Source organism: Ruegeria sp. L12, from assembly GCF_056531745.1.
Map to the genome: position 1 here is coordinate 327,247 of NZ_JBQFMH010000004.1, position 17,222 is coordinate 344,468.

Genomic DNA, 17,222 nt, shown 5'->3' on the forward strand with positions numbered 1-17,222 from the left:
ACGCACGGCTTGCCTCGGGATGGTCCCTTGGCCAAGTCGCCGCTACCTTGTCAAAACGGGCATCTGTACATGCAACGCAGCTTTATTCCCGGCATTATTGCCATGGCCACCATCGTCGTGGCCTCGAACATCCTGGTCCAGTTCCTGATCCTTGACGGACTGTTGACCTGGGGTGCTTTCACCTATCCGCTGGCCTTTCTGGTCACTGACATCATGAACCGCGTCTATGGCGTGGGTCCGGCGCGCAAGGTCGTGTTCGCCGGGTTCATCACCGGTATCATCTGTTCGCTGATCGGCAGTCAGATCATGCTGCAGGGCGATGGTTTCACCTATACCGCCGTGCCGCTGCGGATCGCCGTCGCCTCTGGAACAGCATTTCTGATCGCGCAGCTAACCGACGTCACCGTGTTCAATGCGATGCGCGGCGGTCGCTGGTGGCGCGCGCCGCTGGTGTCGACACTGATCGGCTCGGCGCTGGACACCGCGATTTTCTTCACCATCGCCTTTTCGGCCTCGGTCACCTTCTTCGGCGCAGACGCTGACGCCGCGATCAGCTGGGCGTGGGAGCCTGTGCCCTTCATGCTGTCCGGTCCGATGGCACCGCTGTGGGTGACGCTGGCCTTCGCCGATTGGCTGGTGAAACTGTCGTTGGCGCTGATCGCGCTGATCCCGTTCAAACTGATCGTTGCGCGGCTGACTGCGCAGCCGGCGTAAAAAAGTGCTTTGAGAATGGCGCATCTTGTGTCAGGCTCAAAGTTAACCGCAACAGATAGAAAAGGAGGTGATCCAGTGTCGAGAAAGAGATTGGAGAGAGGTGTCGGAACAACCGGGGGGAACGCCCGTTAGGGCAGCCCTTGGCGGAGCGTTCGCTCCGGCTGGTCGATTGATCTAACCGACCCGACCTCCTGAACTTTCGAAGGGCCGTCCCGCCGGGGCGGCCCTTTTTGTTTGCGGCTCTGGCGAGTAAGGTCCGCCCCATGTTGCGCATCAATGACGATATCACCCTGCAAGACTGGGAAATGACCGAGAGCTTTGTGCGCTCGTCCGGTCCCGGCGGGCAGAACGTCAACAAGGTCTCAACCGCTGTTGAGTTGCGGTTCGAAGCCGCGCGCTCGCCGTCTCTGCCCGATCCGGTGAAGAACCGGTTGAAACGGCTGGCCGGACGGCGCTGGACCAAAGATGGCGCGATTATCATTCAATGCGAAGAGACACGAAGTCAGGCCCGCAATCGCGAAATCGCCCGTGCCCGGCTGGCTGAATTGATCGCCCGCGCTCTGATCAAACCCAAGCGTCGGATCGCGACGAAGCCCACCTATGGCTCGGTCAAACGACGGCTGGCGGCGAAAAAGGCGCGGGGCGACGTGAAGGCGCTGCGCGGCAAGGTCTCGGAAGAATGATCTGGCATATTGTACGGGTCTTGGTAGTCTGCCCTGCAGGATAGGCGAGGGTGTAACACCATGAGGCTGGAAGGAAAAACCACGATTATAACCGGCGGTGCGTCCGGGTTCGGGGCTGGTATCGTCGAGAAATTCCTGGCCGAAGGTGCGCGTGTGATGATCGCGGATATCAACGGTGAAGCGGCGCGAGGATTGGCGGAGATGCTCGGCGGGCAAGCTGTCGCGCATCAGGTCGATGTCTCGGATCGCACTTCGGTTCAGGCCATGGCAGACGCTGTTCAAAGCCAGTTTGGCGCCCTTGACATATTGGTCAACAACGCGGGCGTCACCCATCTGCCAACGCCGCTCGAAGATGTCCCGGATGACGAATTCGACCGCGTCTTCAACGTGAACATGAAATCCGTCTACCTGACGGCTCGCGCTTTTGTTCCAGCCATGAAGGCGCGCGGGGCGGGGGCCATCCTGAACGTAGCGTCAACCGCAGGTCTGTCGCCGCGCCCAAACCTGAACTGGTACAACGCCTCGAAAGGCTGGATGATCACGGCAACCAAAACCATGGCGGTGGAGCTCGCCCCCTCTGGCGTCCGCGTCAACGCTATCTGCCCGGTTGCCGGAGAAACCCCGCTGCTGAAGTCCTTCATGGGCGAAGACACACCCGAAATTCGCGCCAAGTTCCTGTCAACCATCCCGCTGGGCCGCTTTTCAACCCCCGAAGACATGGCTAACGCGGCCCTCTTCCTGTGCTCGGATGAGGCCAGCATGATCACTGGGACTGCCCTGGAAGTGGACGGTGGCCGATGTATCTGATCCGCACTTCATCTGGCTATAAATATCCCCGCCGGAGGCAGCGCGCACCAGCGCGCTTTTCCCGCCTTGGCATCCGAGATTCAAGATGACCCCCGGACCCAGAAACCTGATCACCGATGTCCCCGGCCTGAAGGTCGGCAACGCGCAGGATGCGGCGCTGAAATCGGGCACGACGGTCCTGACCGCCGACCAGCCCTTTACCGCTTCAGTGCATGTCATGGGCGGTGCGCCGGGTACGCGCGAAACTGATCTGCTGGCCCCCGACAAGACAGTCGATCGGGTGGATGCGATCACCCTGTCCGGAGGTTCGGCCTTTGGGCTGGATGCCTGTTCGGGCGTATCAGACGCGTTGCGTGCGGCGGGACGAGGATACCGAGCAGGCGCTGCCATTGTTCCGATCGTGCCGGGGGCGATTTTGTTCGACCTGCTCAATGGCGGAAACAAGGACTGGACCGAAAACCCCTATCGGGCTTTGGGAAAGGCCGCATTTCTGGACGCTTCATCGCAATTTGAACTGGGCACGGCAGGGGCCGGGACGGGGGCGTTGTCGGCAATGCATAAGGGTGGGCTGGGTTCGGCCTCGCTGGTGCTTGAGGATGGAACAACCGTCGGCGCCCTGGTTGCAGCCAATCCGCTGGGCAGTGTGACGACACCGGGCGACCGCCATTTCTGGGCCGCTCCGTTTGAGATCGGTGCCGAATTCGGTGGTCTTGGGCCGGATCCCGCCTCGGGCCTTGGCCGCACCCATGTCAGCCGCAAAGCGCAAGCGATGCGTCCGGCGTCGCAGGATGACGCAAATACCACGATTGCCATTGTCGCAACCGACGCAGCGCTGACCAAGCCACAATGCCAGCGGCTGGCCGTGGCGGCCCATGATGGCATCTCACGTGCCATTGTTCCTGCCCATACACCGGGTGACGGCGATCTGGTGTTTGGCCTCAGCTCCGGTGCGCGTGCTGTTGAGGCGACGGCCATGGCCATGATTGGCCACGCGGCGTCGATCTGCCTTGCGCGGGCAATCGCGCGGGCGATCTATCTGGCCACGCCTGAACCCGGCGATCTTTTGCCGTGCTGGTCCCAGTTACATGACTTCGGTTAAGGACGGCCTATAAAAGACTGTGACACTGTGCCATCGCGCGGCAATCTGCGCGTTGACTCTCTGCTGTGCCAGCGGTCCATTCGGTGCAGCCAATTCGTATCGGAGCAAAAGCTATGAATCGTATCCTTGCCACCGCAATTGCCGGCCTGCTGGCCCTTCCTGTCTATGCTGAAGGTGACGCAGAAGCAGGTAAGAAAGCTTTCAACAAATGCAAATCCTGTCACCAGATCGCAGATCCCGCAGGCGAAGTGATCGTGAAGGGCGGCAAAACGGGTCCGAACCTCTATGGTGTCGCAGGCCGGACGGCGGGTACCGTCGAAGGGTTCAAATACGGTGACAGCATCGTGGCCGCCGGTGAAAACGGGCTGGTCTGGGATCAGGAGACCTTTGTTGCTTACGCACAAGACCCCAAAGCGTTCCTGAAGGAGTATCTGGGCGAAACCTCGGCCAAATCGAAAATGACCTTCAAGCTGAAGAAGGGCGCCGAGGACGTCTATGCCTATATCGTGAGCGTTTCCGGCGAGTAATTCAGCCGACACAATTCAGGACAAAGTACGAAAGGCCGCAGCCCCTGCGGCCTTTCGTGCGATTGATCAGAGGCCCGATCAGTACCACGTTGGAGAAAACCGGTAGCGCGAACCAAACCGGTAGATTGACAACAGGAGACGACTGATGGGCATCATGATCCCAGCCTGGGTCGAGGGTAAGCTGACCCCGGTCGACAAGCTGGAGGCGCATGAAAAGGGCCTCAAGCACAAGGCGGTCTCGGTATTTGTAGTCCGCGGCACCGAAATCCTGCTGCAACGCCGGGCGCTGGGCAAATACCACACGCCGGGCCTGTGGGCGAATACCTGCTGCACCCATCCTGACTGGAACGAGAATGCTTCGACCTGTGCCGTGCGCCGTCTGCGTGAAGAACTGGGGATCACCGGGCTTTATCCCGAATACCGGCACCGGCTGGAATATCACGCGGATGTCGGCAATGGGTTGGTCGAGAATGAAGTTGTCGATGTGTTCCTGGCCCATGTGCGCGGGCCATTGAATATCGAACCTGATCCGGACGAAGTCATGGAAATCCGCTGGATCGATTATCACGACCTGCTGGCCGAGGTGAAACGTCACCCGATGCGGTTCACACCGTGGCTTAAGATTTATCTGCACAACCACGCAGACACGATCTTTGGTCCGGACCTGATAATCTCGGCCAATTCCTAAGCCTGCCTTGCAAGGCGCGCGCAAGCGGCATAGATCATCGCGTCATGGCCAAGCAAAAGCAGAAGACTGACCCGAATTACAAAGTCATCGCCGAAAACCGGCGTGCGCGCTTCGATTATACGATCGAGGACGATATCGAGTGCGGCATCGTGCTGGAGGGGTCCGAGGTCAAATCCCTGCGTGCGGGCGGGTCGAACATCGCCGAAAGCTATGCCTCGGTCGATGACGGAGAGCTGTGGCTGATCAACAGCTATATCGCCCCCTATGAGCAGGCGAAGGTCTTCAAGCATGATGAACGCCGCCGCCGCAAGCTGCTGGTGTCGCGCAAAGAGCTGGCGAATTTGTGGAACGCGACCCAGCGCAAAGGCATGACGCTGGTGCCGCTGGTTCTGTATTTCAACCACAAAGGCCGGGCGAAGCTGAAGATTGGCATCGCCAAGGGTAAGAAGCTGCACGACAAGCGCGAAACGCAGGCCAAGCGCGATTGGTCACGTCAGAAGCAACGCCTGATGAAGGACCACAGCTAGAACGCCATAGTCGCCTGAACCGCCCGTTGCCATCGCGCATAGGCTGCATCGCGGTCCGTTTCGGCCATTTCCGGTTCAAATCGGCGATCCAGATCCCAGGTCGCGGCAAATCCGGCCTGATCCGGGTAAACACCTGCTTTCATCCCCGCCAGCCAAGCGGCCCCCAGCGCCGTGGTTTCCTGCATCACCGGACGATCCACCGGCGCGCCGAGGATGTTTGACAGGCCTTGCATGGTCCAGTCAGATGCGCTCATCCCGCCGTCGACACGCAGGATGACATCTGCTTCGCTGCCCCAGTCGCCCTGCATGGCGTGCCACAGGTCGCGGGTCTGAAAGGCGATACTTTCGAGTGTGGCGCGCGCGAACTCTGCCCGGCCCGAGTTGCGGCTCAGCCCGAACATGGCGCCCCGGCAGTCGGGTTTCCAATAAGGTGCGCCAAGCCCGGTGAAGGCGGGTACCAGCACCACATGCTGGTTCGGGTCAGCCTGCTGCGCCAACTCTCCGCTTTGCGGCGCCGCATCGATAATCTGCAATGCATCGCGCAACCACTGTACCGCGGCCCCCGCGATAAAGATCGAGCCCTCAAGCGCATAGGTTTTCTGACCATCCAACTGATAGGCGATGGTCGTCAGCAGACGGTTCTTCGACATCACCGGCTGCGTACCGGTGTTCAGAAGCGCAAAACAGCCTGTGCCATAGGTGGACTTCATCATTCCCGGCTCAAAACAGGCCTGACCAATGGTCGCGGCTTGTTGGTCGCCAGCGACGCCCAGAATCGGGATATTTCCGCCGAATAGGGTCGTTTCTCCAAAATCGGAGGCACAGTCCTGCACCTCCGGCAGCATATCTGTCGGCACGCCCAGCAAGTCGCAAATCTCGGTACTCCATTCGCCCTTGTGAATGTCGAACAGAAGCGTGCGCGCGGCGTTGGTGGCGTCGGTGACGTGGCTGCGACCCTCGGTCAGTCGCCAGATCAGGAAGCTGTCGATGGTGCCGAACAAAAGCTCTCCGGCCTCGGCCCGGTCGCGGGCGCCAGGGATCGTATCCAGCAGCCATTTGACCTTGGTGCCCGAGAAATAGGGGTCCAGCAGCAGACCGGTCTGGGCGGTCACGTCATCCTCGCACCCGGCCTGCTTGAAGCGTGCGCAAATCTCGGCGGTGCGGCGATCCTGCCAGACGATAGCGTTATGGATCGGCTTACCGGATGAGCGGTCCCAGATGACGGTGGTTTCACGCTGGTTGGTAATGCCGATCCCGGCGATCTGGTCGGCCTGAATACCGGTCGTCTGCATCACCTCTCGGCAGACATAGACCACACTTTCCCAGATTTCCTCGGGGTCATGTTCTACCCAGCCTTCCTGCGGAAAATACTGCGGGAACTCTTGTTGGGCTGTGCCGACGCGCTGCATCTGCGCGTCAAACAGAATAGCGCGTGACGACGTCGTGCCCTGATCGATTGCCAGAATATAGGTCATGCCTGCGCCCCTCCCGCTTTGGTTTTGCGGGACTTTAGCGCAAACACTGCTGAAACTGCCAGAGGCGATTTTCGGCTATCAGACCGGCAGATTGTCGATCAGCCGCACCCCGTCGGCCCATGCCGCCACGAACAGGCGGGCAGGGCGGTTTGCATGGGTCAGGGGCTCCAGCGTGTCGGCGCAGCGCAGTTGGATATATTCCACATCCGTGAAGCCTGCGGCCAGCAGATCGGTATGCGCCTGCGCGGCCAGCGTATCGAAGGCTGCTCCGTCGGCCAAAGCGTCGGCCAGCGCCCGCATGATGCGGTGTTTTTCGGCCGCAACCCGCAACCCTTCTGCCGAGAGCAGTTGATTGCGCGACGACATGGCAAGGCCCGAAGCTTCGCGGACCGTGGGGCAGCCGATCACCTCGGTCGGAATATCCAGATCGCGGGCCATGCGGCGCACGACCATCAGTTGTTGAAAGTCTTTTTCGCCGAAATAGGCTCGATCTGCCTGTGTCTGCAGGAACAGCTTGGCGACCACCGTGGCCACGCCATCGAAATGGCCGGGACGGAATTCACCTTCCATCACATCGGTCAGCCCCGCGACCGAAACGGTGGTGGCAAAGCCCTGCGGATAGATTTCCTCGGGATCGGGGACATAGATCGCGTCGACCTGGAACGGGGCCAGCTTCTTGGCGTCTTCATGTTCGGTGCGCGGATAGTTCGCCAGATCCTGCGGATTGTTGAACTGTTTGGGGTTCACGAAGATCGTCACGATGACCCGATCCGTGCCCGCTTTTGCAGCCTCGGCCAACGACAGGTGACCCTGATGCAGCGCCCCCATGGTTGGTACGACACCGATGGTCTGGCCAGAGCGCTGCCATTCCGTGGTCAGCGCACGCAGGTCGGCGCGTTTGCGCAGAATGGGCGCGCTCATGATTTGATGCCTTTGGTCGGGGCCTTATCGGCAAAGACGTGTTCATCCGCCGGGAAACTGCGAGCGCGCACCTCAGCCGCGTATTCGGCGATGGCGGCTTCGGCTTGCGGCCCTAGATCGGCATAGCGTTTGACGAATTTCGGTTTGAACGCGGTGAAAAAGCCAAGCATGTCATCGACCACCAGAATTTGCCCGTCGCATCCGGCCGAGGCGCCGATGCCGATGGTCGGGATCGGAACCTCGCGAGTGATCCGGTCCGCCAGACCTTGCGGTACCTTCTCTAACACGACGGAAAACGCGCCAGCTTCGGCCACGGCGCGGGCATCGGCCAGCACCGCCTCGGCCTGTTCGTCGCGACCCTGCACCTTGTATCCGCCCAACGTGTTGATCGATTGCGGTGTCAGACCGATATGCGCCATCACCGGGATACCACGTTTGACCAGAAAGCGGATCGTCTCGGCCATCTCAACGCCACCTTCCAGCTTGACCGCCCCGGCGCCGGTTTCCGACATCAGCCGCGCTGCATTTCGGAAGGCTTGCGCCGGGTCATGCTCGTAGCTGGCAAAGGGCATGTCGATAACCATCATCGCCTTGTCCAACCCGCGCGCGACAGCCTGGCCATGCAGGATCATCATCTCCATCGTCACACCGAGGGTCGAGGTCAGCCCATGCAGCACCATGCCGACGCTGTCGCCCACCAGAACAAAATCGCAATGGGCATCCATCAGACGCGCCATCGGTGTCGTATAGGCGGTCAGCGAAACCAGAGGATCAGTACCTTTCCGGGCGCGGATATCCTCGGCATTCGGGGCTGTCTTGCGGGCGGTGGCGCTCATGCTCGCTCCTCGCTGGGTTCATGTTGCAGTGCGGCATAGCAGATGCAGCATAGGCCGTAAAACCCCGGTTGCGCGAACATTTCCTTGATTGACCCAAGGTTTAAAGGGAAATTGGGCGTAGAACGATCCGCAACCAGCGGGCTAACCGTATACAGTAGGGAGACAATTTCATGGCAATGCTATCGGTTCGGAGTTTGGCCTCGGCCCTTGCGCTGGGTGCGTCGTTGCTGGCGTCGCAGGCGCTGGCCAAATCGGATATCACCATCGCAATGCAGCTGGAGCCGCCGCATCTGGACCCGACCAGCGCCGCCGCGCAGGCGATTGATTCGGTTGTCTACACCAACATTTTCGAAGGACTGACCCGCTTTATGGGCGACGGATCGGTTGTGCCCGGGCTGGCCGAAAGCTGGGAGATTTCCGAAGACGGTACAGTTTATACCTTCAAGTTGCGCGATGGGGTGACCTTCCATGATGGCACCGCCATGGATGCAGAGGACGTCAAGTTCAGCCTCGACCGGGCCCGCGCCGAAGACAGCGCCAACGCTCAGAAGGCACTGTTTGCCGGGATCGAAAGTGTCGAGGTGGTCGATCCTCTGACCGTCAGGATTACCTTGTCCGAACCCAACGGCAATTTCCTGTTCAACCTTGCCTGGGGCGACGCGGTGATCGTGGCCTCTGAGAGCATCGACAATATCAAGACAAACCCGGTTGGGACCGGGGCCTTCACCTTTGGCGATTGGGTTCAGGGCGATAGCATCACGCTGAACCGCAATCCCGACTACTGGGGTGACCAGCCTGCGTTAGAGACTGCGACGTTCAAGTTTATCTCAGATCCGACGGCGGCCTTTGCCGCGATGATGGCCGAAGATGTAGATGTGTTCGACATCTTCCCGGCACCGGAAAACCTGCCACAGTTCGAGGCTGATCCGCGCTTTCAGGTGCTTGTTGGCTCGACCGAAGGGGAAACGATTCTGTCCACCAATAATAAGCAGGCGCCTTTCGATGATATCCTGGTCCGGCAGGCTCTGGCCCATGCGATCGACCGGCAGGCCATCATCGATGGTGCCATGTTCGGTTATGGCACACCCATTGGCACTCATTTTGCGCCGCATAACCCTGCTTATGTCGATCTGACCGGCAATTCTGCCTATGACCCCAAAAAGGCCAAGGCGTTGCTGGCTGAAGCCGGGTTCGAAAACGGGTTTGAAACCACGTTGCATCTGCCACCTCCTTCTTACGCGCGACGCGGTGGCGAGATCATTGCGGCGCAGCTGGCCGAAGTTGGCATCACTGCCGAGATCATCAATGTCGAATGGGCGCAATGGCTGGAATCTGTCTTTAAAGGCAAGGAGTTTGGCCTGACCATCGTCAGCCACACCGAGCCGATGGACATCGGCATCTACGCCCGGCCCGATTATTACTTCCAGTATGACAGCACCGATTTTCAGGCGCTAATGGAGACATTGAACGCGACCACCGACCCGGAAGAGCGTACCCGTCTGATGGGTGAGGCACAGCGGTTGATCGCCAATGACTATGTCAACGGTTATCTGTTTCAATTGGCCAAGCTTGGTGTCGCCAAGGCGGGTGTGCAGGGGCTATGGACAAACGCGCCAACCGCTGCCATCGATCTGACCGCGATCAGTTGGTCTGAATAAACACCCGAGGGACAGGGGACCGGTACATGGTCAGATCCATTTTCGCCACGCTGATGACCATTGCGGCGCTGGCGATGAGCACAGTCACAGCCCGCGCTGACGCACCGTTGGAGCGGGCTGTGGACTTGTGGCTTGACGGTGATGACCAGATCGCCTTGTCCTTGCTGGCTGAACTGGCCGTTGAAGGCAACGCCAATGCGCGCCTGCTGCTCGCCCGGATCGAGACCCTGGACCTTGGGCCATCGCCTTTCCGTCAGTCGCTGGAGCCCGCACAATCGCGCGCGCTTTTTCGTCAGAAGGACTGGAGCGTGTTTGGCCGGTCATGGCTGAAGGCCGAGGCCGAAGGGGGGAATCCTGTGGCGCAGGCGTTGCTGGCGGCCCGACGCCCCCAGCCGGACCCGGGCCTGATCGACCGTCTGAACGCGCTGGGCGAGCATCAGGCAACCGACTATCCCACTCGTATCATCGCGCTTTACGGCGATGAGGCCATGCGCGCCGGTTTGCTGTCGAATCCGGGTCTGATGCAGGACCTCAGACCCTATCTGACCTATCTGACGCTGGACCCCGAACCGCGCGGCGATGGATTGGCCGCATTGCGCCATATTCAGCCTGAACCGGTTGATGCGACCTCTGATCAGGCGCTGGAAATGGCAGGAGTTCTGGCGCTTGGTCTGGGATATGGCGATCTGCCAGCCGAGAACCGGTGGCGCCCGGCGGTTGAGAACTGGTTGATGACCTCTGACGCAACCCGGCCCATCGCGCAACTGTGCACCGAACGCTGCGGTAACGAGGCCCCCGACTGCGCCTTTGCCTTTCTCGCCCTGTTGGGGGGGTATTTCGAAGTTATTCGCGTCGACAGCCCGCTGGAAACCGTCATTCCGCAGGATCGATTTCTGGACAGCCCGCGCGCGCGCTTGATGACGCTGCGCCGTGCTGCGCTGGCACGGACCGAGAACAATCTGGAATGGCTGTCCGATAGCACCCCGGCGTCCCGACTTTCGACCTGCGCCATCGATCTGGTCCGGACCGAGCGGCAAGCCTACAAGTAGCTGTTGCACCCGCGCGGCCCACGCACTTAACCTGATACCAATGCTAAGATATGCCCTCAAACGCCTGCTCTCGCTGATCCTGAGTCTGGCTGTCGCGTCCGTCGTGATCTTCGCGGTGATCGAGGTTGCGCCGGGCGATCCGGCATCCTTCATGCTGGGTGTCAACGCGCAAGAGGATACGCTGGCCGCCTTGCGGGCCGAGTTGGGTCTGGATGTGTCGAAGGCCGAGCGATATTTCAACTGGGTCGGCGGGATGCTGGTGGGGGATTTCGGCACCTCCTACACCTATCGCACGCCGGTGTCGCAGATGATCGCCGACCGGCTTTGGGTGTCGCTGCCGCTGGCGCTTTATGCGCTGACCCTGTCGACTCTGATCGCCTTTCCCGCCGGAATCTACGCCGCCGCGCGGCGTGGCAAGCCGGGTGATGTGGCGGTAATGGGCGCGACGCAGCTGGGCATCGCGGTGCCGAATTTCTGGTTTGCCATGATGCTGGTTCTGATCTTTGCCATCAACCTGCGCTGGTTCAATGCAGGTGGCTTTGTGGGTTGGGACAATGGTTTCTGGAGCGGAATTCATTCCTTGACCCTGCCTGCCATCGCATTGGCCCTGCCGCAGGCGGCGATTCTGGCGCGGGTGATGCGGTCATCGCTGCTGGATATTCTGGGCGAGGATTTCATGCGCACCGCCCGCGCCAAAGGGCTGTCCTCCCGTCAGGCGCTGTGGCGGCATGGGGTGCGGAATGCGCTGATCCCGGTGCTGACCATCATTGGGCTGCAGTTTTCCTTTCTGATGGCCGGCTCGATCATCATCGAGCAGGTGTTTTACCTGCCCGGCCTTGGGCGGCTGGTGTTTCAGGCCATCTCGGCCCGCGATCTGATCGTGGTGGAATCGGTGGTGATGCTGCTGGTCTTTGCCGTCATCACCGTGAATTTCCTTGTCGATCTGGCCTATGCCGCCGTTGACCCAAGGCTGAGGAGCCGGACATGAGCCGCAACCTGATCCTTGGCGCGGTGCTGTCGTCGCTGGTGGTGCTTGCGGCGTTGGTCTCGTTTGTCTGGACACCCTACAATTTCACCGTACTGGATATTCCGAACAAGCTGCAGCGCCCGAATGCCCAAAACTGGTTCGGCACTGACCATTTCGGGCGCGACATGTTCTCGATGATCATGGTCGGCGCGCGCACCTCGATTGCCGTGGCGCTGGTGGCGGTGGGAATCGGCATGGCGCTGGGCGTGCCGCTGGGCCTGACGGCGGCGGCGCGCAAGGGCTCGTGGCTGGACGAGGTGATCATGCGCGGCAACGATCTGGTCTTTGCCTTCCCCTCGCTGGTCATCGCCATCCTGATCACCGCCGTGTTTGGTGCAGGCGCGATCAATGCGATCATCGCCATCGGTATCTTCAACATTCCCGTCTTCGCCCGCATCACCCGCGGCGCGGCGCTGTCCCTGTGGGAGCGGGAGTTCATCCTCGCCGCCCGCGTGTCGGGCAAGGGCGCGGCGCGGATCTCGGCGGAACATATCCTGCCCAACGTCGCCAACCTGCTGATCGTGCAGGGTACCATCCAATTCAGCCTTGGCATCCTGGCCGAGGCCGGGCTGTCCTATGTCGGTCTGGGTGCACAGCCCCCCACGCCCAGCTGGGGCCGGATGCTGGCCGATGCGCAGACAATGGTCAGTTTTGCCCCGCATTTGGCACTGATTCCGGGATTGGCGATCATCGTCACGGTGCTGGGCCTGAACCTGCTGGGCGACGGGTTGCGGGACTGGCTGGACCCCCGAATCCGGGTGGCGCGCGCATGAGTTTGTTGCAGATCGAAAACCTGTCCGTGGCGATCCACGGGGTGGAAATCCTGAAACAGGTCAGCCTGTCCATCGATCCCGGCCAGATCGTTGCGGTGACCGGCGAAAGCGGTTCGGGCAAGTCGATGACCGCATTGGCCGTAATGCAGTTGCTGCCAAACGGGGCGCAGGCGGAAGGCGCGATCCGGTTGGATGGGCAGGACCTTCTGGATCGCCCCGAGGCCGAGATGTGCGCCCTGCGCGGCGCTTCGGTCGGTATGGTGTTTCAGGAGCCGATGACGGCGCTCAACCCGGTGAAAACCATCGGCGATCAGGTGATGGAGACGATCCTGATCCACAAGGCCATGCCCCCGGCTCAGGCCCAAACACGCGCCGAAGAGGTATTGGACCGCGTTGGCCTGCCGCCCGACAGGTTTCCGCTGTCCCGCTATCCTCATGAGTTGTCGGGTGGCCAGCGTCAGCGCGTGGTGATCGCCATGGCCATTGCTCTGCGTCCCAAACTGCTGATCGCGGATGAGCCGACCACGGCGCTGGACGTCACCACGCAAGCCCAGATCCTCGATCTGCTCAAGGGGTTGGTGCGCGAATATGGCATGGGGCTGCTGATGATCACCCATGATCTGGCCGTGGTCGCAGATATGGCCGATCAGATCACCGTCATGCGGCGCGGCGAGGTGGTCGAAAGCGGTGCATCCCGGCAACTGCTGCACAATATGCAACACCCCTATACCCGTATGTTGTTCGAGGCCTCGGGCCATCAGGTCAATCTGCCCGAGCCCGCTCAACCTGATCCGCTGTTGGAGGTGTCACAGGTCATCCGCGACTATCGCCTGCCACGCAAAGGACTGTTCCAGGCGCCGCGTCATCACCGTGCGGTGGACGGTGTCAGCTTTACCCTCAATCGCGGCGAACGATTGGGCCTTGTCGGAGAGTCCGGTTGCGGAAAATCGACCCTGACACGGGCGATATTGGGGTTGGAGGAGGTGCAGTCCGGCCATATCCATCTGGATGGCCAACCTGTCTTTGCGGGTCACAAACCCAACCTTGCCGTGCGGCGCAAGATGCAAGTGGTGTTTCAGGACCCCTATGGCAGCTTCAACCCAAGACATCGGGTTGCACGCCTGATCACCGAACCGTTTCATTTGCTGGATACACCGCCCACCGGCTCTGACAGGCAGGACCGGATCGCCGAAATGCTGACCGCCGTGGGTCTCTGCCCGGACGACGCGGGCAAATACATCCATGAGTTCTCGGGCGGGCAGCGACAGCGCATCGCCATTGCCCGCGCACTGATCATCCAGCCTGAGCTGATCCTGTTTGACGAAGCGGTCTCGGCGCTTGATGTGTCGGTCCGGGCGCAAATCCTCGATCTGCTGGCCGAGCTGTGCGCGACTTATGATCTGACCTATCTGTTCATCAGCCATGACCTGAGCGTTGTGCGCACCATCACCGACCGCGTTCTGGTGATGCAATCCGGCCAGATCGTCGAACAGGGTGAGACCGGGCAGGTCTTCTCGGACCCCCAGCATCCCTACACCCAAACACTGATCGCCGCTGCACCGCAATTGCCCGAAATCGGGCAAGGTGCCGCATAATTCCTAATGTTAGAGACGAAACAGAGGCCAAAATGATCCAGCAACCATGGTTTGATCCCACCCTGTGCCTGATCGGAGAGAGCTGGGTTCCGGCGGCTTCGGGCGAGACTCTGCCGTTGATCAACCCTTCGGTTGGCAGCGAGATCTGCCGCATCGCGCGCGGCGAAGTCCCGGATATCGATGCGGCGGTCGCGGCGGCCCGATCTGCGACAAACGGTGATTGGGGACGTATGACTGCACTGGAACGCGGTCGTATCCTGGCACGCCTCGGCCAACTGGTGCTGGAGCGGGTCGAGGAATTGACCGCGTTGGAGGCGATGGATGTGGGCAAACCTCTCACCCAGGCCCGGGCCGACGCCGTGGCGCTTGCGAGGTATTGCGAGTTCTACGGTGGGGCAGCGGATAAGGTGATGGGTGAAACGATCCCTTATCTGGACGGCTATACCGTCTATACCCTGCGCGAACCGCACGGGGTCACGGGTCATATCGTGCCGTGGAACTATCCGATGCAGATCATTGGCCGTTCTGTCGGGGCGGCGCTGGCGATGGGCAATGCCTGTGTGTTGAAACCCGCGGAAGAGGCCTGCCTGACCGCGCTCGCCTTCGCACATCTGGCGGTTGAGGCCGGATTGCCCGCCGGTGCGCTGAACGTCGTGCCCGGTTTGGGGGCCGAGGCCGGAGCGGCATTGTCAGGGCATCCGGGGGTTAACCATATCTCGTTCACCGGTTCGGTCGCCACCGGTGCCTTGGTGCAGCAGGCGGCAGGGCGCAACGTGGTGCCGGTGACGCTGGAACTGGGTGGGAAATCCCCGCAACTGGTGTTTGATGACGCCGATCTGGACGCTGCGCTGCCATTTCTGGTGAACGCAGGCATCCAGAACGCGGGCCAGACCTGTTCGGCGTCGTCCCGTATTCTGGTACAGCGTGGCATTTATGAGCAGGTCCGGTCGCGCATGGCCGAGGCTTATGGGCAGTTAACGGTTGGTCCCGCGATGCAGGACCTGCGCGTCGGGCCGCTGATCTCGGACCGGCAGAAACAGATCGTCGGCGGGTTTCTTGAGAAAGGCGCAGATCTGACCATTGCCGGGCAGGGACAGATCGTCGATGGCGCGCCCGAGGCCGGGGCCTTTGTCCGACCCACGCTTTTTGCCGACGTACCCCCGGATCATGTGCTGGCGCAGGATGAAATCTTTGGCCCGGTGCAGGTTTTGATCCCGTTCGAGACCGAAAAACAGGCTCTAACCATAGCCAATTCAACCGAATACGGCCTTGTTGCCAGCGTCTGGACCCGGGACGGGGGCCGCCAGATGCGGCTGGCCAAGGGGCTGCAATCAGGGCAGGTTTTCATCAACAACTATGGCGCCGGGGGCGGGGTCGAGCTTCCGTTTGGTGGCGTTGGCAAATCCGGTCACGGCCGCGAAAAAGGGTTCGAGGCGCTTTATGGGTTTTCGCAACTCAAAACGGTCGCCGCCTATCACGGCTAAACGATTACCTCGATCGCCTCTTGGGCACCCACGCCAAATACGCGTTTGTAGCGGTCGATCTGATCTGCCGGACCCATCGCCTTTTCGGGGTTATCCGACAGTTTCACCGTCGGGCGTCCGTTGGCCGCGATCGCTTTGCACACCAGCGAGAACGGCGCCAGCGCGTCGTTGGACACCAACCCGCGGAAATCATTGGTCAGCAGCGTACCCCAGCCGAAGGAAACGTTGGTACGATCCGCAAACTGCCCGTGTAGTTCCCGGATTTTGTCCACATCCAGACCGTCCGAGAAGATGATGCGTTTCTGCGTCGGGTCCTCACCGCGAGATTTCCACCACTCAATGGCGATTTCTGCCCCGGCAGCGGGGTCTCCGCTATCGATACGGATGCCGGTCCAGCCCGCCAGCCAGTCGGGCGCGCGGTCCAGAAAGCCTTGCGTGCCATAAGTGTCGGGCAGGATAATGCGCAGATTGCCATCATGTTCGTCATGCCAGTCGCTGAGAACATCATAGGGCGCCTGCGCCAGTTCCGCATCGCTGTCGGCCAGCGCGGAATAGACCATGGGCAGTTCGTGTGCGTTGGTGCCGATGGCCTCGACCTCGCGCCGCATGGCGATCAGGCAGTTCGAGGTACCGGTGAACGCGCCGCCCAAGCCCTCGATCATCGCCTGCACGCACCAGTCCTGCCACAGAAAGGAATGCCGCCTGCGGGTGCCGAAATCCGCAATCCCCAACCCTTCGATCTGACGCAGTTGGGCGATTTTTTCCCATACCCGTGTCATGGCGCGGGCGTAAAGAACCTGTAACTCGAACCGGCGCATGTCGTTCAGAACCGCGCGCGAGCGAAGCTCCATCAGCACCGCCAGCGCGGGGATCTCCCACAGCATGACCTCGTGCCACTTGCCTTCAAATGTCAGCTCATATTGGTCGCCGTGACGTTCAAGATGATAAGGCGGCAGGCGCAGATTCTCGAACCATTCCATGAAATCCGGGCGGAACATCTGCCTTTTTCCGTAGAAGGTATTGCCCCGCAGCCAGGTGCTTTCCCCCCGGCTGAGGCTGAGCGAACGTATGTGATCCAACTGCTCGCGCAACTCTCCTTCGTCGATCAATTTTGCCAAGGGCACGTGATTCGACCGGTTGATCAGTGAAAAAACCACGTCTGTTTGGGGCTTATTGCGAAACACTGACTGACACATCAGCAGTTTGTAGAAGTCAGTGTCGATCAATGACCGCACAATGGGGTCGATCTTCCATTTATGATTGTAGACCCGCGTCGCGATGTCGACCATGGGGACCTCCTGCGATTTCCGTTGTTAGATCAATCAGAGCGCTGATTGGCAAGAGTCGCCGGTTTGGTAA

At 60.7% G+C, this 17,222-nt stretch carries 17 protein-coding genes; 13 read left to right on the forward strand and 4 right to left on the reverse strand.

The features are described 5' to 3' along the window. The first annotated feature begins 69 nt into the window (after nt 1-69). The 7 genes from ACR0K9_RS09315 (at nt 70) to smpB (ending at nt 5,045) form a co-directional block, all read left to right on the forward strand. On the forward strand, nt 70-714 hold the full coding sequence (locus ACR0K9_RS09315; RefSeq protein WP_480822543.1) for a queuosine precursor transporter: 645 nt from the start codon (nt 70-72) through the stop codon (nt 712-714). Nucleotides 715-977: 263 nt separating this feature from the next. Next, entirely contained in the window at nt 978-1,397 is a 420-nt protein-coding gene (gene arfB, locus ACR0K9_RS09320; protein ID WP_480533553.1) for an alternative ribosome rescue aminoacyl-tRNA hydrolase ArfB, read from the forward strand. Nucleotides 1,398-1,457: 60 nt separating this feature from the next. Next, nucleotides 1,458-2,204 carry an SDR family oxidoreductase gene (locus ACR0K9_RS09325; protein ID WP_480822545.1) on the forward strand — a complete coding sequence of 249 codons (747 nt, stop codon included), beginning with the start codon at nt 1,458-1,460 and terminating at the stop codon, nt 2,202-2,204. A gap of 85 nt (nt 2,205-2,289) precedes the next feature. After that, complete coding sequence (locus ACR0K9_RS09330; RefSeq protein WP_480822547.1) at nt 2,290-3,303, forward strand: P1 family peptidase; 1,014 nt, start codon at nt 2,290-2,292, stop codon at nt 3,301-3,303. Between the two features lie 113 nt (nt 3,304-3,416). After that, nucleotides 3,417-3,830 (forward strand): c-type cytochrome, encoded by a 414-nt coding sequence (locus ACR0K9_RS09335; RefSeq protein ID WP_480822549.1) that lies wholly within the window; start codon nt 3,417-3,419, stop codon nt 3,828-3,830. Nucleotides 3,831-3,975: 145 nt separating this feature from the next. Further along, entirely contained in the window at nt 3,976-4,518 is a 543-nt protein-coding gene (gene idi, locus ACR0K9_RS09340; protein ID WP_480533545.1) for an isopentenyl-diphosphate Delta-isomerase, read from the forward strand. 44 nt (nt 4,519-4,562) lie between these two features. Further along, on the forward strand, nt 4,563-5,045 hold the full coding sequence (smpB, locus tag ACR0K9_RS09345) for an SsrA-binding protein SmpB (RefSeq protein WP_480822551.1): 483 nt from the start codon (nt 4,563-4,565) through the stop codon (nt 5,043-5,045). Here smpB and glpK read toward each other — a convergent pair. From glpK to panB, 3 genes are all read right to left on the reverse strand, one after another. Beyond that, complete coding sequence (glpK, locus tag ACR0K9_RS09350) at nt 5,042-6,520, reverse strand: glycerol kinase GlpK (RefSeq protein ID WP_480822553.1); 1,479 nt, start codon at nt 6,518-6,520, stop codon at nt 5,042-5,044. The two genes, smpB and glpK, sit on opposite strands and share 4 nt — an antisense overlap. Nucleotides 6,521-6,598: 78 nt before the next feature. Further along, nucleotides 6,599-7,441, reverse strand: coding sequence for a pantoate--beta-alanine ligase (gene panC / locus ACR0K9_RS09355; protein WP_480533539.1), 843 nt, complete (start codon nt 7,439-7,441; stop codon nt 6,599-6,601). Beyond that, complete coding sequence (gene panB, locus ACR0K9_RS09360) at nt 7,438-8,277, reverse strand: 3-methyl-2-oxobutanoate hydroxymethyltransferase (protein WP_480822555.1); 840 nt, start codon at nt 8,275-8,277, stop codon at nt 7,438-7,440. Before panB ends, panC begins: the two co-directional genes overlap by 4 nt. A gap of 176 nt (nt 8,278-8,453) precedes the next feature. Here panB and ACR0K9_RS09365 point away from each other — a divergent pair, with 176 nt between their 5' ends. From ACR0K9_RS09365 to ACR0K9_RS09390, 6 genes are read left to right on the forward strand one after another with little or no spacing between them, the layout of a single operon-like run. Further along, nucleotides 8,454-9,935 (forward strand): ABC transporter substrate-binding protein, encoded by a 1,482-nt coding sequence (locus ACR0K9_RS09365; protein ID WP_480822673.1) that lies wholly within the window; start codon nt 8,454-8,456, stop codon nt 9,933-9,935. Nucleotides 9,936-9,961: 26 nt separating this feature from the next. Then, nucleotides 9,962-10,984: a hypothetical protein gene (locus ACR0K9_RS09370; protein ID WP_480822557.1), complete on the forward strand. Its 1,023-nt coding sequence runs from the start codon at nt 9,962-9,964 to the stop codon at nt 10,982-10,984. A 40-nt stretch (nt 10,985-11,024) separates the two neighbouring features. After that, on the forward strand, nt 11,025-11,972 hold the full coding sequence (locus ACR0K9_RS09375) for an ABC transporter permease (RefSeq protein ID WP_480822559.1): 948 nt from the start codon (nt 11,025-11,027) through the stop codon (nt 11,970-11,972). Further along, a complete protein-coding gene (locus ACR0K9_RS09380; RefSeq protein ID WP_480822561.1) occupies nt 11,969-12,784 on the forward strand; it encodes an ABC transporter permease in 816 nt (271 codons plus the stop codon). The genes ACR0K9_RS09375 and ACR0K9_RS09380 overlap by 4 nt, the downstream gene beginning before the upstream one ends. Beyond that, complete coding sequence (locus ACR0K9_RS09385) at nt 12,781-14,379, forward strand: ABC transporter ATP-binding protein (RefSeq protein ID WP_480822563.1); 1,599 nt, start codon at nt 12,781-12,783, stop codon at nt 14,377-14,379. The genes ACR0K9_RS09380 and ACR0K9_RS09385 overlap by 4 nt, the downstream gene beginning before the upstream one ends. 32 nt (nt 14,380-14,411) lie before the next feature. Next, the gene (locus ACR0K9_RS09390; protein WP_480822564.1) at nt 14,412-15,863 is read left to right on the forward strand and encodes an aldehyde dehydrogenase family protein; all 1,452 of its coding nucleotides are present in this window, start codon (nt 14,412-14,414) and stop codon (nt 15,861-15,863) included. Here the strand turns inward: ACR0K9_RS09390 and pncB are convergent. Beyond that, nucleotides 15,860-17,152, reverse strand: coding sequence for a nicotinate phosphoribosyltransferase (gene pncB, locus ACR0K9_RS09395; protein ID WP_480822566.1), 1,293 nt, complete (start codon nt 17,150-17,152; stop codon nt 15,860-15,862). The two genes, ACR0K9_RS09390 and pncB, sit on opposite strands and share 4 nt — an antisense overlap. Nucleotides 17,153-17,222: the final 70 nt, after the last annotated feature.

Excerpts from the sequence above, each read along its gene's own strand:
- ACR0K9_RS09315 (WP_480822543.1), top strand. The coding sequence starts at position 70 with ATGCAACGCAGCTTTATTCCCGGCATTATTGCCATGGCCACCATCGTC.
- arfB (WP_480533553.1), top strand. The coding sequence starts at position 978 with ATGTTGCGCATCAATGACGATATCACCCTGCAAGACTGGGAAATGACC.
- ACR0K9_RS09325 (WP_480822545.1), top strand. The coding sequence starts at position 1,458 with ATGAGGCTGGAAGGAAAAACCACGATTATAACCGGCGGTGCGTCCGGG.
- ACR0K9_RS09330 (WP_480822547.1), top strand. The coding sequence starts at position 2,290 with ATGACCCCCGGACCCAGAAACCTGATCACCGATGTCCCCGGCCTGAAG.
- ACR0K9_RS09335 (WP_480822549.1), top strand. The coding sequence starts at position 3,417 with ATGAATCGTATCCTTGCCACCGCAATTGCCGGCCTGCTGGCCCTTCCT.
- idi (WP_480533545.1), top strand. The coding sequence starts at position 3,976 with ATGGGCATCATGATCCCAGCCTGGGTCGAGGGTAAGCTGACCCCGGTC.
- smpB (WP_480822551.1), top strand. The coding sequence starts at position 4,563 with ATGGCCAAGCAAAAGCAGAAGACTGACCCGAATTACAAAGTCATCGCC.
- glpK (WP_480822553.1), bottom strand. The coding sequence starts at position 6,520 with ATGACCTATATTCTGGCAATCGATCAGGGCACGACGTCGTCACGCGCT.
- panC (WP_480533539.1), bottom strand. The coding sequence starts at position 7,441 with ATGAGCGCGCCCATTCTGCGCAAACGCGCCGACCTGCGTGCGCTGACC.
- panB (WP_480822555.1), bottom strand. The coding sequence starts at position 8,277 with ATGAGCGCCACCGCCCGCAAGACAGCCCCGAATGCCGAGGATATCCGC.
- ACR0K9_RS09365 (WP_480822673.1), top strand. The coding sequence starts at position 8,454 with ATGCTATCGGTTCGGAGTTTGGCCTCGGCCCTTGCGCTGGGTGCGTCG.
- ACR0K9_RS09370 (WP_480822557.1), top strand. The coding sequence starts at position 9,962 with ATGGTCAGATCCATTTTCGCCACGCTGATGACCATTGCGGCGCTGGCG.
- ACR0K9_RS09375 (WP_480822559.1), top strand. The coding sequence starts at position 11,025 with ATGCTAAGATATGCCCTCAAACGCCTGCTCTCGCTGATCCTGAGTCTG.
- ACR0K9_RS09380 (WP_480822561.1), top strand. The coding sequence starts at position 11,969 with ATGAGCCGCAACCTGATCCTTGGCGCGGTGCTGTCGTCGCTGGTGGTG.
- ACR0K9_RS09385 (WP_480822563.1), top strand. The coding sequence starts at position 12,781 with ATGAGTTTGTTGCAGATCGAAAACCTGTCCGTGGCGATCCACGGGGTG.
- ACR0K9_RS09390 (WP_480822564.1), top strand. The coding sequence starts at position 14,412 with ATGATCCAGCAACCATGGTTTGATCCCACCCTGTGCCTGATCGGAGAG.
- pncB (WP_480822566.1), bottom strand. The coding sequence starts at position 17,152 with ATGGTCGACATCGCGACGCGGGTCTACAATCATAAATGGAAGATCGAC.